Annotated in this window: 14 protein-coding genes; 5 read left to right on the top strand and 9 right to left on the bottom strand. The window is 64.2% G+C overall.

Annotated elements, in window-relative coordinates; translation table 11 throughout:
- Positions 1–5: 5 nt before the first annotated feature.
- Positions 6–1,355: an MFS transporter gene (locus FB597_RS00155; protein WP_144767484.1), complete on the bottom strand. Its 1,350-nt coding sequence runs from the start codon at positions 1,353–1,355 to the stop codon at positions 6–8.
- A 38-nt stretch (positions 1,356–1,393) separates the two neighbouring features.
- On the bottom strand, positions 1,394–2,116 hold the full coding sequence (locus FB597_RS00150; RefSeq protein WP_144767482.1) for a nitroreductase: 723 nt from the start codon (positions 2,114–2,116) through the stop codon (positions 1,394–1,396).
- A 276-nt stretch (positions 2,117–2,392) separates the two neighbouring features.
- Here FB597_RS00150 and FB597_RS00145 point away from each other — a divergent pair, with 276 nt between their 5' ends.
- Positions 2,393–4,048, top strand: coding sequence for an acyl-CoA synthetase (locus FB597_RS00145; protein ID WP_144767480.1), 1,656 nt, complete (start codon positions 2,393–2,395; stop codon positions 4,046–4,048).
- Between the two features lie 57 nt (positions 4,049–4,105).
- Here FB597_RS00145 and FB597_RS00140 read toward each other — a convergent pair whose 3' ends face one another.
- Entirely contained in the window at positions 4,106–4,798 is a 693-nt protein-coding gene (locus FB597_RS00140) for a Crp/Fnr family transcriptional regulator (protein WP_141911626.1), read from the bottom strand.
- A gap of 211 nt (positions 4,799–5,009) precedes the next feature.
- Positions 5,010–5,171, bottom strand: a complete 162-nt coding sequence (locus FB597_RS20050; RefSeq protein ID WP_186442714.1) for a hypothetical protein — start codon at positions 5,169–5,171, stop codon at positions 5,010–5,012.
- A 12-nt stretch (positions 5,172–5,183) separates the two neighbouring features.
- Between FB597_RS20050 and FB597_RS00135 the strand changes: the two genes are divergently transcribed.
- Entirely contained in the window at positions 5,184–5,948 is a 765-nt protein-coding gene (locus FB597_RS00135) for a glutamine amidotransferase (protein ID WP_144767478.1), read from the top strand.
- A 116-nt stretch (positions 5,949–6,064) separates the two neighbouring features.
- Positions 6,065–6,712, top strand: a complete 648-nt coding sequence (locus tag FB597_RS00130) for a LysE family translocator (protein WP_141911620.1) — start codon at positions 6,065–6,067, stop codon at positions 6,710–6,712.
- Between the two features lie 31 nt (positions 6,713–6,743).
- Here FB597_RS00130 and FB597_RS00125 read toward each other — a convergent pair whose 3' ends face one another.
- Positions 6,744–7,775: an NADP-dependent oxidoreductase gene (locus FB597_RS00125; protein ID WP_144767476.1), complete on the bottom strand. Its 1,032-nt coding sequence runs from the start codon at positions 7,773–7,775 to the stop codon at positions 6,744–6,746.
- A gap of 69 nt (positions 7,776–7,844) precedes the next feature.
- Positions 7,845–9,110 carry an MFS transporter gene (locus tag FB597_RS00120; protein ID WP_144767474.1) on the bottom strand — a complete coding sequence of 422 codons (1,266 nt, stop codon included), beginning with the start codon at positions 9,108–9,110 and terminating at the stop codon, positions 7,845–7,847.
- Between the two features lie 124 nt (positions 9,111–9,234).
- On the opposite strand from FB597_RS00120, the gene FB597_RS00115 reads away from it, so the two are divergent.
- On the top strand, positions 9,235–10,227 hold the full coding sequence (locus FB597_RS00115; RefSeq protein ID WP_144767472.1) for an AraC family transcriptional regulator: 993 nt from the start codon (positions 9,235–9,237) through the stop codon (positions 10,225–10,227).
- 75 nt (positions 10,228–10,302) lie between these two features.
- Positions 10,303–11,004, top strand: a complete 702-nt coding sequence (locus FB597_RS00110) for an SDR family oxidoreductase (RefSeq protein WP_144767470.1) — start codon at positions 10,303–10,305, stop codon at positions 11,002–11,004.
- Between the two features lie 27 nt (positions 11,005–11,031).
- On the opposite strand, the gene FB597_RS00105 is transcribed toward FB597_RS00110, so the two are convergent.
- From FB597_RS00105 to FB597_RS00095, 3 genes are all read right to left on the bottom strand, one after another.
- The gene (locus FB597_RS00105; RefSeq protein ID WP_144767467.1) at positions 11,032–12,648 is read right to left on the bottom strand and encodes a rhodanese-related sulfurtransferase; all 1,617 of its coding nucleotides are present in this window, start codon (positions 12,646–12,648) and stop codon (positions 11,032–11,034) included.
- Positions 12,645–13,340, bottom strand: coding sequence for a cysteine dioxygenase (locus tag FB597_RS00100; RefSeq protein WP_144767465.1), 696 nt, complete (start codon positions 13,338–13,340; stop codon positions 12,645–12,647). Before FB597_RS00100 ends, FB597_RS00105 begins: the two co-directional genes overlap by 4 nt.
- A 291-nt stretch (positions 13,341–13,631) precedes the next feature.
- Complete coding sequence (locus tag FB597_RS00095; RefSeq protein WP_144767463.1) at positions 13,632–14,201, bottom strand: OsmC family protein; 570 nt, start codon at positions 14,199–14,201, stop codon at positions 13,632–13,634.
- Positions 14,202–14,208: the final 7 nt, after the last annotated feature.

Here is a 14,208-nt window from a genome sequence, read left to right as displayed (position 1 = left end):
CTTTCTTATGAAACGGTTTGCGCGTTCGGCGATGGCTTCGCCACAGAGCGGTCGCCGGCAAGATCGTGGTTAATGAGCATGACTGCGACGGCGCCGACCAGGCCGGCCACGGCAATGCCGAAGAAGTTCTGCTCCAGGGGAAGCCGCAGGGAGACGAGGAAACCGATCAGCACAGGCGCAATGATGGCCCCGAGCCGCCCGACCCCGGATGCGAAGCCGACGCCGGTGGAGCGGATGGCCACCGGATAGAACTCGCCGGCATAGGCGTACGCCAGCAGTTGGGTGCCAAGCGTGGATGCGCCGACGACGAAGACAACCGCGAACAACAGCCAGGTTTCCTTGGCATAGCCCATCAGCGTGAGCGACACGGCGCCCACCACGTAGAACGCCACCAGGACATGTTTGATGTTGAACTTGTCGCCAAGCCAGCCGCCGCCCACCGCACCCACCATTGCCCCGAAATTGAAGACCAGGACGAAGTTAAGCGCGGAGCCCAGGCTATAGCCGGCCATGGCCATGAGCTTGGTCAACCAGGAACTCAGCGAATAGACCATGAAGAGGCCGGTGAAATAAGCGAGCCAGATCATCAGGGTGCTGAAGCCGCGGCCGTTGGCAAACAGCATCTTCACCGGCGCATTTGCCACCCGCTCAGCGACGGGCAGCACAAATTCCTCGTTGCCGGACAATCCGAGGCCGGGATCGATCTTGCGAACGATTTCCGCCAGCTTGTCTTGGCGCCCCTTGCGATGCAGCGTGGCCATCGATTCAGGCATGGTCTTCAGAATGAAGGGAATCAGCAGGACAGGCAGACCTGCCACCAGGAACACCGACTGCCAACCGTACGCCTCGATCAGCTGTTTTCCGGTGAGGGCGACCAGCACGCCGCCGACCGAATACCCGGCGAAAACGATGGTCACGAGACGCGCACGGACTTTCACCGGCGAGAATTCGCCCATCTGCGCGGTGACCACCGGCAGAACGCCGCCGATCCCCAAACCCGCGAGGAAGCGAAGCACGCTGAAGGTAATGGGGTCATGCGCGAGCCCTGCCGCCGCCGTGAAGACGCTGAAGGTCGCGACCCCGACGGCCAGCATCAATGGCCGCCCGATCTTGTCCGCGAGCGTGCCGAAGAACATCGCGCCGAACATCATGCCGAAAAGCGCGGAACTGGCCATGAAGCCGGCCTTGGAGGCGTCGACGCCCATCTCCTTCATGATTGACGGCAGGGCCGCGCCAACGACAGCGAGATCATAGCCGTCGAGGACAAGAATCAACACGCCCCAGAACAGGATGAGCTTGTGAAACCTGTTGAATTTGGCGCCATTGGCCACCTTGATTACATCGATTTGCTGCATGTCATCCTCCTTATTTTTTGTAGGCGCTACTTGAGGTGCTACTTGCTATAGAACTTCGTGAATGAAGCGACTCCTTCCCGTTTCGTGACCAACGTGTTTTCAATTTTTTCTTTGTCTGCGTAACCGAGGCTCATGCCCACAATGAACATCTCCGTCGACGGGATATCCAGTTCCGCGCCAATGATCTTGTGGTACTTCATGAACGCGGCCTGGGGACAGGTATCCAGTCCATGGGCGCGTGCCGCCACCATGACGTTCTGCATGAACATGCCGACGTCCAGCAGGCTTCCCTGTTGCATGACGCGATTGACGGTGAAAAACAGGCCGACCGGGGCATCGAAGAACGAATAGTTCCGGCCGTGCTGAAGGTGCATGCGCTCCTTGTCGCCCTTCCGGATATCGAGCAGGCCATACAGGTTCCATCCGACTTCACGCCTTCTGTCGATATAAGGAGATATCCAATCCGTCGGGTAGTACTCCCATTCGTCCTTATGCTGGGCGGCCAACACGGGGGTGTCGTCCACTTCGCGGATGGCGGCGCACAACCTTTCCTTGGCGGCGCCTGTCACCACGTACACGTGCCAGGGCTGGAGATTCACGCCGGTCGCGGCAAACCGGGCCACGTCCAATATTTCTTCAATCGTCTCTCTTGGCACCGCGGCGGGCAGAAATGCGCGGATGCTGCGCCGCGTTGCGATCGCCCATTCGACGGCCGCGCGCAACGATTCCTCGTTCATCGGGGGAGGTCCTTCTCGGTCCATCTTCATCTCCTGTGTGTTTTTAATTCGCCGATGACCGTTCGGCGCAGTGACGGAGATTAGAGGCGATGATGGATGCGCGCTGTCCTGTTCAAGACATTGTCCTGTTCAAGACAGTCAAGGCAGAGAAGCGGCAAATGAGGCGCAATGTCTCGTTCAGGACAGTCTTGCGCCGTCGTCCGCACCTACAGTAGCCCCTGAGACGGAGGCGCTTCTGCGTTTGGAAAAAGTGCAGAAATCGCCGCATCCAATAAATCTAAATAATTCAGGAGACACCAGATGCAAAACTCCATCTATGGGAAGGGGCTTTCCCGTACGCCGGCCAATCATTTGCCATTGACGCCATTACATTTCCTCGACCGCAGCGCCGAACAGTATCCCGACCGGATTGCCGTAGTGCACGGCAGCTTTGAGCAAACCTGGCGCGAAACGCGCCTGCGCTGCCGCCGCCTGGCCAGCGCACTGGTCAAGCGCGGCATACAGGCCGGCGATACCGTCTCGATCCTGGCGCCCAATACGCCGGCCATGCTGGAGGCCCACTTCGGCATACCGCTTAGCGGAGCGGTTTTGAACAGCATTAACTGCAGGCTGGATCCGGACGGCGTCCGATTCATCCTTGAGCATGGCGAATGCAAAATTCTCCTGGTCGATCGCGAGTTCTCGGATCTGGTTTCGCAGGCTGTAGCATCCCTTCCCGGCAAGCCGCTGATCGTCGACATTAACGACCTGGAGGCGCCTCCCGGCAATGCGATCGGGGAACTGGACTACGAGGCCTTATTGGCGGAAGGAGATCCGGATTTCCCCGGGGTGTGGCCGGCGGACGAATGGGATGCCATCGCCCTGAATTACACCTCCGGGACGACATCCGATCCGAAGGGCGTCGTTCCCAGCCACCGCGGCGCCTATGTGATGAGCATGTTGCAGCTGACCGACTGGGGCATGCCGCGCAATCCGACCTACCTGTGGACGCTTCCCATGTTCCACGCAAACGGCTGGTGCTTTACCTGGGCGGTCACCGCCGCGGCCGGAACCCATGTGTGCATGCGCAAGGTGACCGCGAAGAATATCTTCGACGCCATTGCCGACCATGGCGTCGATCATTTCTGCGCGGCGCCTATCGTGCTGGCCTCCATCGCCAGCGCGCCCGAATCGGAAAAACGGCCGCTGCCGCGCACCGTCCGCATTCGGACGGCGGGTTCGCCGCCGCCGGCGGCGGTACTGAAGGCGGTGCTGGCGCTGGGCTTTGAAGTGGAGCACGTATATGGGATCACCGAGGCTTCCGGCACCCCTGTGAGCTGCTACATCCCTCCCGAATGGTCGGCGCTGGACAAGGATGAGCAATCCCGCCTGATGGCGCGGCAAGGCAATCGGTCGGCAGCGCTGGAGGCCTTGATGGTGGCCGATCCGGAGACGCTCGAACCGGTACCGTTCGATGGCCGTACGCAAGGCGAACTGCTCCTCAAGGGCAACATCGTCATGAAGGGCTACCTGAAGAACGAGGAAGCGACGAGGAACGCCTTTGCGGGAGGCTGGTTCCACACTGGCGATGTCGCCGTGGTTCATCCGGACGGCTATGTCCAGATCACCGATCGCGCGAAAGATGTGATCATCTCGGGCGGAGAAAATATCTCCTCGGTCGAAGTGGAGGACATTCTGCACCGCCACCCGGCAGTCCTGATCGCCGCGGTCGTATCCCAGCCAGACGCCAAATGGGGCGAAACGCCGTGCGCCTTTATCGAACTCAAGGAGGGCGTCCAAAAGCCGACAGAAGAAGAAATCATCGAATTCTGCCGAGCGCGCCTGGCCCGCTTCAAATGTCCGAAACGCGTAGTGTTCTGTCCGCTGCCCAAGACCGGAACCGGCAAGATCCAGAAGTTCAAGCTACGGGAACAAGCCGGCAGCAAGGCGGCAATCACCGAATTGGCCAAGGCCTGATGACGAACGGCGCCCACAGGCGCCGTTTCATTTTCATGGAGGCGATGCGCTCCCGCATCACTCGTCCTGGCGCGCAAACTCCCGCAGCCGGGGAAGGTCGAGGATGACGACGGAGCCGTATTCCACGGCCAGCATCTTTGCGTCCGCCAGTTCACGCAAAGCCCGGTTGGTGTTTTGGCGAGACAGGCCGGAAAGGCGCCCGATCTCCTCTTGGGATAACCGCAGCGTCGGCTCGGTCGATGGATACAGCTGGGGATTGAACAGTTCCGAAAGGCAAAATGCAACGCGTGCGGGCGCCTCACGCAACCGCCGGTTCTCGATCAGGGCCACGTAATAGCCGCAGCGCCAGTTCAGCTGGTCGATCACGAAGCGGCTGAAAGAAGTGCTCTCCGCCAGCAGCCATTCGAATGTCGTTCGCGGCACAAAGGCCAGCTTGCTGTCCCGGATGGCCACTATCGAGTAAGGGCGCGGTTCATTCTTGAGCACCGCGCCTTCGCCAAACCAGGCGCCGCCCGGGACGCCGGCGAAGGTGGTGGACCTGCCATCGGGCGAAACCGTATCCACCTTGATCATTCCCTCGATGAGTCCAAACCAGTGGTCTGCCAGGCTCCCGCGGGGGAAGATGATGGCTCCGCTAGGATAGGCCCGTTCGTAAATATCCTGACGCAGGCGATCCATCTGGCCGGCGGTCAAGGTGGACGGCCAGCGCGACTTTTCCAGGAAGGCGACAAGTTCAGGAGACAGCGGCATTCGACGTACGATTCATGGCAAAGGACATGCGCCAGTATGCATCAAGACACACCGCAATGAATGGGCATTTTTGCCCCATCGCGACAGCGGGCGCCGGCGTTGTGCTGGCCCGGCAGCAGGAATACCTGCAAGGCCATGGCAACCATATGATGCCCGCGCCGACCAAGCTCCAACCTTCAAGCAACGCTAGTTCAAAATATTTTTTCCAATTTCACCCATCCTGCTTTTCAAAAACATTTTTTTGATAATAAACCGAGGTATTTTTCATTATCCAGCCCGCTTCGCCGATGGGATACTGCTGCGCGCAGTCGTTGGAAAACTTTCCCTCGAATAAGGTATGGCGCGCCGCGCCGCCCTTCTCTTTATTGCGCAAGGTGGAACCGTCATGAAAACCGTCCTGGCGCTACGCCATACGCCCTTCGAAGACCTGGGAGTCTTCGAGCCGCAATTCAGGAAAATGGGATTCGCCGTCCGCTACCTGGACGTCGGCGTCCAGCCGCTGTGCGCCGAGTCGCCGCTGGATGCCGATATCGCGGTCGTCCTGGGCGGCCCGGTGTCGGCGCGGGACATCCCGCGCTACCCGTACCTGGGCGAAGAGATCGCCTGGCTGCGCGCCAGGCTCATCGACGACATGCCGACGCTGGGCATCGCGCTGGGCGCCCACCTGATCGCCATCGCCCTGGGCGCCGGCATCCAGCCCGGCGCCGGGGATATCGGCTGGACCACGCTGGCCGCGGGCGCCGATGCCTGTGCCGGCTACCTGCGGCCCTTGCTGGAACCGGGCATCCGCGTCATGCAATGGCATGCGGACCGTTTCGGCCTGCCGCCCAATGCGCGCCATCTCGCTGCTTCCGCCCACAACCCCGACCAGGCCTTTGCCTGGGGCCGCAATTGCCTTGCCCTGCAATTCCACCCGGAACTGGATGCCGCCAAGATCGAACGCTGGCTGATCGCCGGCGGCCCTGAGATTGCGCGCATGCCGGGTTTCGACATCGCGCGCTTCCGCAACGACAGCGAGCGCTATGGGCCGCCCCTGCGCAAGGCGGCGCAAGAATTCCTGTTCCGATGGATCAGGCAGCTCGACAGCGATCCGCGCCACAGCATGACGGCCGCGGCCGCCGGCATCGATCGCCTGGCCAGCCTGCCATAGCGCCGCCGCGCGATCCCGGGCGGCAGCATGGGGCTTGCGATGGGGCTTGCGATGGAGTTTGCGCACTGCTGATAGAATCTCCACTCCCTCCCCTGCCAGCCCTGAAGACGAGCCAAATGGACGCCCTATTCTTTATTCCCGTCGCCATCATGCTGGCGCTGGTTCCCGGCCCGAACAACTTTTGCGCGTTGAACAACGGCATCCGGCACGGTATCGGGGCGGCCTTGCTGGCGACATTCGGCCGGGTGGCCGCATTCGCCATTTTCCTGACGGTTTCCGCCGTCGGCCTGGGCGCCATGCTGCTGGCCTCGGAGACGGCGTTTACGGCGGTCAAGTGGGTGGGCGCCGTCTACCTGTTCTATCTCGGCTGGCGCGCCTGGCGCAGCCGCGAATTCCAGGGGCTGGAACTGGCCGACGGCATGGCCTCATCGACCGCTGCGGGAAAAGCCGGCCAGGCGCATAAAGGCGTGCGCGCGCTGGCCATGCAGGAATTCCTGCTCGGTATCACCAATCCCAAGGCCATCATGCTGTTCGCGGCGATCTTCCCGCAATTCATCAACCAGTCCCGGCCGGCGGCGCACCAGTTCCTGGTGCTGGGATCGATCTACCTGGGCGCCGAATTCGTTTCCAGCACCGTCTATGCCGCTTGCGGCAGGCAGATTCGCCATTTCATCCGCACCTCGCGCGGCGTGGCGCGCCTGAACAAGGCCACTGGCGGCTTCTTCATCGGCGCCGGCGCATTGCTGCTGGCGGCGCGCCAATAAGGTCCCGCCCAGGATCTGCCAGGAATCTGTTTCACTCCCCGGCCACACGCACCACCAGCTTGCCGAAATTGCGCCCCCGTTGCAAACCGATGAACGCGGCGGGCGCGTTCTCCAGACCATCGACGATATCCTCTCGCAGCTTCACCTTGCCGGCGGCATGCCATGCCAGCATGTCCCGGCGGAAGGCATCGAAGCGCGTGGCGTAGTGGTCGAGGATGATGAAGCCCTGCATGCGGATGCGCCTGGCCAGCAGGGTCGCCATCCATCCCGGCAAGCGATCCGGTCCGGCTGCCGTCTTTTCGTTGTAGTGCGCGATGAAACCGCAGACCGGCACGCGCGCATTCAGGTTGAGCAACGGATGCACGGCATCGAACACCGCGCCGCCGATGCTTTCGAAATACACATCGATGCCGTCCGCGCAGGCGGCCGCGAGCTGCTGCGCAAACTGCGGATCGCGATGGTCGAGGCAAACGTCGAAACCGAGTTCTTCCACCGCATAACGGCATTTGTCAGGGCCGCCGGCGATGCCGACCACGCGCGCCCCCTTGAGTTTGGCGATCTGGCCTGCCACCGCCCCGACGGCGCCGGTGGCGGCGCCGATCACCACCGTTTCGCCCGGCTTGGGTTCGCCGATATCGAGCAAGCCGACATAGGCCGTGAACCCCGGCATGCCGAGTCCGCCCAGCGCCAGCGAAGGCTGCCCAAGATCGCCCACGGGCATCAGGTCGCTGCCGTCGGAGATCGCGTAGTCCTGCCACCCGGCGTTGCCGACCACCAGCTCGCCAGCCTTGAAACGCGGATGGCGCGATTGGACGACCCGGCTGACCGTGCCGCCGACCATGGTCGCGCCCAGGGGCATGGGGTCGGCATAGCCCGGCCCGACTTCTTCCATCAGGTTGCGCATGTAGGGATCGAGCGAGAGCCATAGCGTGCGCAACAGCACTTGCCCTTCCTGCGGCGCCGGAAGCGGGGCTTGTTCCAGGCGGAAATCGGCGGGCACAGGCACGCCGCGTGGACGGGCCGCCAGGACGATGCGGCGGTTGACGGAAAGATCGGTTGGCATGATATGCGTGTCAGTCGTCGGTGAAAGAAATGTGGCGCTCGATGCCGGCCTCATGCGCTTCCAGGCGTTTCAGGCGTTCTCGATACGCGCCGGACGCGGGCCGTAACGCAATGTCAGCAAGGTGCCGAGCATGATTGCGATGGCCGCGAAGATCGGGCCGCCCAGCGCGCCGACCTGGTCGACCAGGATGCCGCCGCCGATGGCGCCGCTGGCGATGGCTATCTGGAAGGCCGCCACCAGCAACCCGCCCGCGCCTTCCGCATGGTCCGGCGCGGCACGCACGATCCAGGTCTGGAAACCGACCGGGAAGGCGCCGAAGGCAAAGCCCCACAGCGCGATCGACACTGCCGCCACCGTGGACGAGGCGCCGGCCACCCACAGCGCGACGGCCAGCACGGTAATCAGCGCGCCGCCGAACACGATGGCATGGCGCTCGCTGCGTTCGGCGATGAAGGCGCCGGCGAAGTTGCCGAAGAAACCGCCGATGCCATAACCCAGCAGCACCGCCGAAATAGTGGCCACCGACAGGTGCGTGATGTGTTCCATCAGCGGACGGATATAGGTGAACCCGGCGAAGTGGCCCGAAATCACCAGCAGCACGGCCAGCAAGGCGACCCGCACATGGGAACGGCCCAGCAGCTCGAACAGCACCTTCAGGTTAGGGTTGTCCTTGGGCGGCAGCTTGGGGATGGCGAAGATCTGCACGGCCAGGGTCGCCACGCTCACGATGCCGGCGGCGACGAAGGCGCTGCGCCAGCCCCACAGGTTGCCCATATAGGCGCCGATGGGGGCGGCGCAAACGGTCGCCACGGACACCCCGGTAAGGATCAGGGACATGGCGCGGGCGAACACGTTTTCCGGCACCAGGCGCATCGCCAGCGCGGCGGCCATCGACCAGAAACCGCCCAGCGCCACGCCCAGCATCACGCGGGAGACCAGCAGCACCGGAAGGTTGCTGGCGGTCGCAGCCAGCACGTTGGACAGCACCAGCAGCATGGTCAAGGCCAGCACCACCCGCTTGCGGTCGAAGTTGCGCGTCAGCACCGGGATCGTCGGCGCGGCAATGGCGCCCACGATTGCGGTGGCGGTCACGGCCTGGCCGGCGGCGCCATCGGACACGCCAAGGTCGGTGGACATGGCCGTCAACAGGCTGGCCGGCAGGAATTCGGCGGTCACCAGGCCGAACACGCCCAGCGCCAGGCTGGCGATGCCGAGCCAGTTGGCGCGGCCGGCCGCGCCGGCGTCGGCGTCAGGCCCCCCGGCCGGAGTGGCCGGAGTGGCCGGGGTGCCCGCATATTGCGAGTCGGGGCATTCGATGCAGATGGATTCAGGCATAACGGATCTCAACAGAGTATGGGAACCGCAGTTTATGGGGAATGGGCTGGACTTTCCATGCCATTAACGTCTATTCTCATGACTATTCGTCCAAGACCGACAAACCTGAGCAAGAGGCGCCCACATGGCCGACAAAGACATCCCCGATACCCTGACCGACATCCTCCTGGGCCTGCGCCTGGACGGGGTGGAATATGGCCGCTGCGTGACGCACGAGCCTTGGGCGGTGGCGTTTCCGCCCAGGCCCGAGGCCACTTTCCATTTCATCGCCCAGGGCAATTGCTGGATGCGCACGCAAAGCACCGACTGGATGCCCCTGCATGCCGGCGACGCCTTGCTGTTGCCGCGCAGCACCTTCCATGTCATGGCCAGTTCGCCGGAAGTGCCGTCCGTGGATATCGATACGCTGGCGCGCAAGGTGCTGTCGGAGAATCTCTACCTGGTCAATGACGTGGGCCATTCCAGCTCCTGCGCGCGTGATGCCGGGGCCGCGGCGGCCGTGGAGAGCGCCGCTGCTGACGCGGAACCGTCGCACATATTGTTCACCGGCACGATGCGCTTCAACCTCGACCCCTTGCACCCGTTGCTGGCGATGATGCCCGACGTCATGCGCGCCCGCGACCTGCAGCAAAGCGACCCGGCGGTGCTGTCGATGCTGGAGGCGATGGAACGCGAGGTGACCTTGAACCGCATCGGCGCCTGCGGCATCCTGGCGCGCCTGGCCGATGTGCTGGCGGCCAGCATCATCCGCGCCTGGGTCGAATGCGCCTGCAGCGACGCCACCGGCTGGATCGCCGCGGTGCGCTGCCCGCAGGTCGGACGGGTGCTGGCGGCGGTGCATCGCCAGCCCGAACGCGAATGGTCGGTGGCGGAGCTGGCCGATGTGATGGGGACGTCGCGCTCCAGCTTCATCGAGAAATTCTCCAGCACTGTCGGCGAGACGCCGGCCAAGTACGTGGCCCGCGTCAAGATGTTCCAGGCGCGCCACTGGATCGCGCGCGAAGGCATGCGCGTGGCGGTGGTCGCCAACCGGCTCGGCTACGATTCGGAGGCCTCGTTCAGCCGCGCCTTCAAGCGCATCATCGGCCATCCGCCCAGCGAGGCGCGCTTCGGATAGCAGATAAGCAGGCTAGAATCCCGCCACCCAATCTAATCCAATCCAATTCATCCCACCGACACAAAGGATTTTTCCATGACAGACAAGGTTGCCCTGATCACCGCCGGCGGCAGCGGCATGGGCGCCGCCGCCGCCAAGAAACTGGCGGCCGACGGCTACAGGATCGCCATTCTCTCCTCCTCCGGCAAAGGCGAGGCGCTCGCCGGGGAGCTGGGCGGCATCGGCGTCACCGGGTCGAACCAGTCGACCGACGACCTCAAGACGCTGGTCGAGCGCGCGGTGGCGCAATGGGGCCGCATCGATGTGCTGGTCAACAGCGCGGGGCACGGCCCGCGCGCGCCGATCCTGGAGATCAGCGACGACGACTGGCACCGCGGCATGGAGACCTATCTCCTGAACGTGATCCGCCCGGCCAGGCTGGTGACGCCGTTCATGCAACGGCAACAAGGCGGCGCCATCATCAACATTTCCACCGCCTGGGCGTTCGAGCCCAGCGACATGTTCCCGACCTCGGCGGTGTTCCGCTCGGGCCTGGCGGCGTTCACCAAAATCTTCGCCGACACCTACGCCAGGGACAATATCCGCATCAACAATGTCCTGCCGGGCTGGATCGACAGCCTGCCCGCGCGCGAAGAGCGCCGCGCCAGCGTGCCCATGCAGCGCTACGGGAAAAGCGAGGAAATCGCCGCGACCGTCGCCTTCCTCGCTTCCGAAGGCGCGGCCTATATCACGGGACAGAACATCCGCGTGGATGGCGGCTTGACCAGGTCGGTCTGAAGCGCCGGAGGCGGCAGGCGCGGCGGATCAGATCACGAAGAAACCGTGCGTGCCGTCGCGCCCCAGTTGCTCGACCAGGCCGAACTCCCAGTCGAGATAAGCCTGCATGGCGCTGGCCGCATTGTCGGTGCCCTCATACGGCCGGCGATAGCGGTCGATGCGGGCCGACAGCAAGGTCTCCTCGCCGGCGGCGAAACCGAAGCCGGCACGCTCCCAGGCCGCATTGCCGCCTTCCAGCAGGTACACCGGCTGCGCTACCAGCGCCTGTAAATCGGCCACCGCGAACTGCGCCAGCAAGGACGTGCCGCAGGTCAGCACATAGCGCGAAGCCGATGGAAAGTTGCGGGCCACAGCTTCAATCTGCGAGCGCAGCACGAACCACGCTCCCGGGATATGGCGCGCCACATAACGCGCGCTCAGCGAGACGTCCAGCAGCACCGTATCCCGGTCCTGCTCCAGCCAGGCCTTGAGTTGGGCCGGCGCAATGCGCTGTTGCGGCGACACCCCGGACTCGGGCACCGGGCGCGGCGCCTCGCCGGCAACGGCAAAGTCGGCGGCCGCAAAGCCATCGGCGACATACACTTCCCACGCCATCTGCGCCAGCCAGGAGGCGGTCATGTTGGCGCGCACTCCGTCGTCGTCGGCCAGCACGATGCGCGCGCCGCGCACCGGCGCGTTCATCTCGGTCTCCTGCACCAGTTGGCCGCCGGGCGCGGACAAAAAACCCGGCAGGTGACCGGCGCGGTATTGCTCGGGCGTACGCACATCGAAACGGTAGACGGTGCGCCCCGGCGTCTCCAGCTCGGCCAGGCGGCCTGCATCGATGCGCCTGACGCCGGCGCGGTCGGCCACTGCGCGCGCCTGCTCCCGGGCCTGGCGCACCAGGGCATCATCCACGGCCTCGGGAAAGCGCCGCTGCTGGCCGTGCTCCAGCGCCTGTCCCGCCAGCGTCCAGCCGATGGTGCCGTTGCGCAGCGCATGCACCGGATTGGCGATGCCGGCGTTGACCAGCGACTGCGTCCCGATGATGCTGCGCGTGCGGCCGGCGCAATTGACGATCACGCGCGTGGCCGGGTCCGGCGCCAATGCGCGCACGCGCAGCACCAGCTCGGCGCCGGGCACGCTGATCGAGCCGGGGATGTTCATGTTCTGGTATTCGTCGAAGCGGCGCGCATCCACCACCACCACATCTTCCTGCGCATCCAGCAAGGCCTTGACCTCTTGCGCCGACAAGGAAGGCGTATGGCGCTGCGATTCCACCAGCTCGCCAAAGGCCTTGCTGGGCACGTTCACATCCTGGAACAGCTCGCCGCCGGCCTCGCGCCAGCCGCTCACGCCGCCTTGCAGCACATGCACATCCGTGTAGCCCAACGCGCGCAGGCGCTGCGCCGCGCGCACGGCCAGGCCTTCGCCATCGTCCAGCGTGACGATGCGGGTGTCGCGGCGCGGGATGCGGGTCCAGGCATTGAGCTCCAGGTGGGAGAACGGGAAATTGGCGGCGAACAGCGGATGCGATTGCGCATGCGGCGCTTCTTCGCGCACGTCCAGCAGGGCGATTTCTTCCCGGGCCAGCAGCGCGGCGCGCACCTGGGCCGTCGAGATGGCGGGAATGGGAAGGGAAGCGGAGGAGATGCCTGTGGTCATGGATGATGGCTTGGTGATTGTTGTTCGGATGAGAGATCCCAGATGTTGGGAAGCGTGCTGTTGGAATAGCCCGAGATGAACGGCTTGCGCTGCCCGTCCGGCTGGTAGGTGGAGCGCCGTACCGCGCCGATGTTGGCGCCATACACATGGATGCTGATGGAGACCCGGTCGTCATAGGCGTTGCTGACCTGGTGCACGTCATGCAGCCCTGCGCCGTTGGGCGAGACGGCGTCCACCATCCCCGGCGCCAGCCGCACCGGCTGGCCGATCTTCTGCAAGCCGCCGGCCGCCGGCGCATAGGATTGCGCATGCTCGGCGCCGCGCAGCATGCCGATCAGCCCCCATACGGTATGGTCGTGGATGGGGGTACGCTGCCCCGGCCCCCAGACAAAACTGACGACGGAAAAGCGCTGCGCCGAATCGGCGTGCAGCAGGTATTGCCGGTAACGCTGCGCATCGGGCTGGGCGAATGCCTCGGGCAACCAATCGTCATGCGACACCAGTTCGCGCAGCAAGCCGCTGCCGGCATCGAGGATGACCGGCTCCGGCGGCGCCTCCGACAGCAGTTGCGCGAACTGCGTCACGAAAGCACGCAGGCGCCAGAGCTGGCGGGCTTCCTGCGCTGGCTCATGTGCTGGCTCATTCACTGATTCCTGCACGGGCGCCGCTGTTGAAATATGGGGTGCTGCCATGTCCCGCTCCTCGATCAAGATTGTTAGGGCCTGTTAACATTTAATTTGCGAGATGCGTTGCCTGCCGTTGTTGCGGCTCCTTGCCGTAGCACCGCTACGACGCGTCGCCACGCCTAGGCAGACAACGCTTGCTGGACACTCGCACTCGCAAATTAATTGTTAACAGGCCCTAGTCTGCGCCAACACCAACGCAGACTATAAGCAAGTTTTTCCATTCCTGCCGGCGCGCAAGCAAAACGGCACGCCGGCGACCGTGAAGCTGCCGGCGTGCCGCTTGGCCTGGACGGATTGCTAGACGATGGCGTCTTCCACCCCGGTGCGCGACTCCTGCGCCTGCGTGCGGTGGTAGCGGATCTCGGCGCGGATCTCCTGCGGGTTCTTCAGCAGGTTGAGGATGGGGCAACTGGCCTCCACCGCCTCGAACAGCGCCTTGACGTCCTCGTCCGGTGCCGGCGAATCCAGGTGCACCACATAAGCGATGTCGTGCGGCCAGATGGGGATGTGCTCATGGCCGGGACGGCCGCCGCGCGGATCGATCTTGCCGCTCACCTCCACTTCCAGCGAATCGATCGGCACCTGGCGCTGCGCCGCCTGGATCAGGAAGATATGCGTGACGCAGGAGCCCAGCACGCCCAGTTGCAGCTCGGGCGAACTGGGCCCCAGGTTGTAGCCGGCGAAATCCGGCGGGCTGTCGCTGATGACCTGGTGGTCGCGGATGCGGATGCGCCGCACGCCGCTGCGCCCTTCGGCCGACACGCGCGCCTGCAGGGCATTGGGGCCGGCGTTGCCGGCTTCGATCAGCGCTTCGCGCGCCAGCACGGCGCTGCGTTTTTCGCTCAGGTAGTGGTTCAGTGATGTCATGGCGTCC

This window comes from Herbaspirillum sp. SJZ099, from assembly GCF_007828355.1.
Classification (GTDB): domain Bacteria; phylum Pseudomonadota; class Gammaproteobacteria; order Burkholderiales; family Burkholderiaceae_D; genus Herbaspirillum.
This window is presented reverse-complemented; position numbering and strand designations above follow the sequence as displayed.

Excerpts from the sequence above, each read along its gene's own strand:
- FB597_RS00155 (WP_144767484.1), bottom strand. The coding sequence starts at position 1,355 with ATGCAGCAAATCGATGTAATCAAGGTGGCCAATGGCGCCAAATTCAAC.
- FB597_RS00150 (WP_144767482.1), bottom strand. The coding sequence starts at position 2,116 with ATGGACCGAGAAGGACCTCCCCCGATGAACGAGGAATCGTTGCGCGCG.
- FB597_RS00145 (WP_144767480.1), top strand. The coding sequence starts at position 2,393 with ATGCAAAACTCCATCTATGGGAAGGGGCTTTCCCGTACGCCGGCCAAT.
- FB597_RS00140 (WP_141911626.1), bottom strand. The coding sequence starts at position 4,798 with ATGCCGCTGTCTCCTGAACTTGTCGCCTTCCTGGAAAAGTCGCGCTGG.
- FB597_RS00135 (WP_144767478.1), top strand. The coding sequence starts at position 5,184 with ATGAAAACCGTCCTGGCGCTACGCCATACGCCCTTCGAAGACCTGGGA.
- FB597_RS00130 (WP_141911620.1), top strand. The coding sequence starts at position 6,065 with ATGGACGCCCTATTCTTTATTCCCGTCGCCATCATGCTGGCGCTGGTT.
- FB597_RS00125 (WP_144767476.1), bottom strand. The coding sequence starts at position 7,775 with ATGCCAACCGATCTTTCCGTCAACCGCCGCATCGTCCTGGCGGCCCGT.
- FB597_RS00120 (WP_144767474.1), bottom strand. The coding sequence starts at position 9,110 with ATGCCTGAATCCATCTGCATCGAATGCCCCGACTCGCAATATGCGGGC.
- FB597_RS00115 (WP_144767472.1), top strand. The coding sequence starts at position 9,235 with ATGGCCGACAAAGACATCCCCGATACCCTGACCGACATCCTCCTGGGC.
- FB597_RS00110 (WP_144767470.1), top strand. The coding sequence starts at position 10,303 with ATGACAGACAAGGTTGCCCTGATCACCGCCGGCGGCAGCGGCATGGGC.
- FB597_RS00105 (WP_144767467.1), bottom strand. The coding sequence starts at position 12,648 with ATGACCACAGGCATCTCCTCCGCTTCCCTTCCCATTCCCGCCATCTCG.
- FB597_RS00100 (WP_144767465.1), bottom strand. The coding sequence starts at position 13,340 with ATGGCAGCACCCCATATTTCAACAGCGGCGCCCGTGCAGGAATCAGTG.
- FB597_RS00095 (WP_144767463.1), bottom strand. The coding sequence starts at position 14,201 with ATGACATCACTGAACCACTACCTGAGCGAAAAACGCAGCGCCGTGCTG.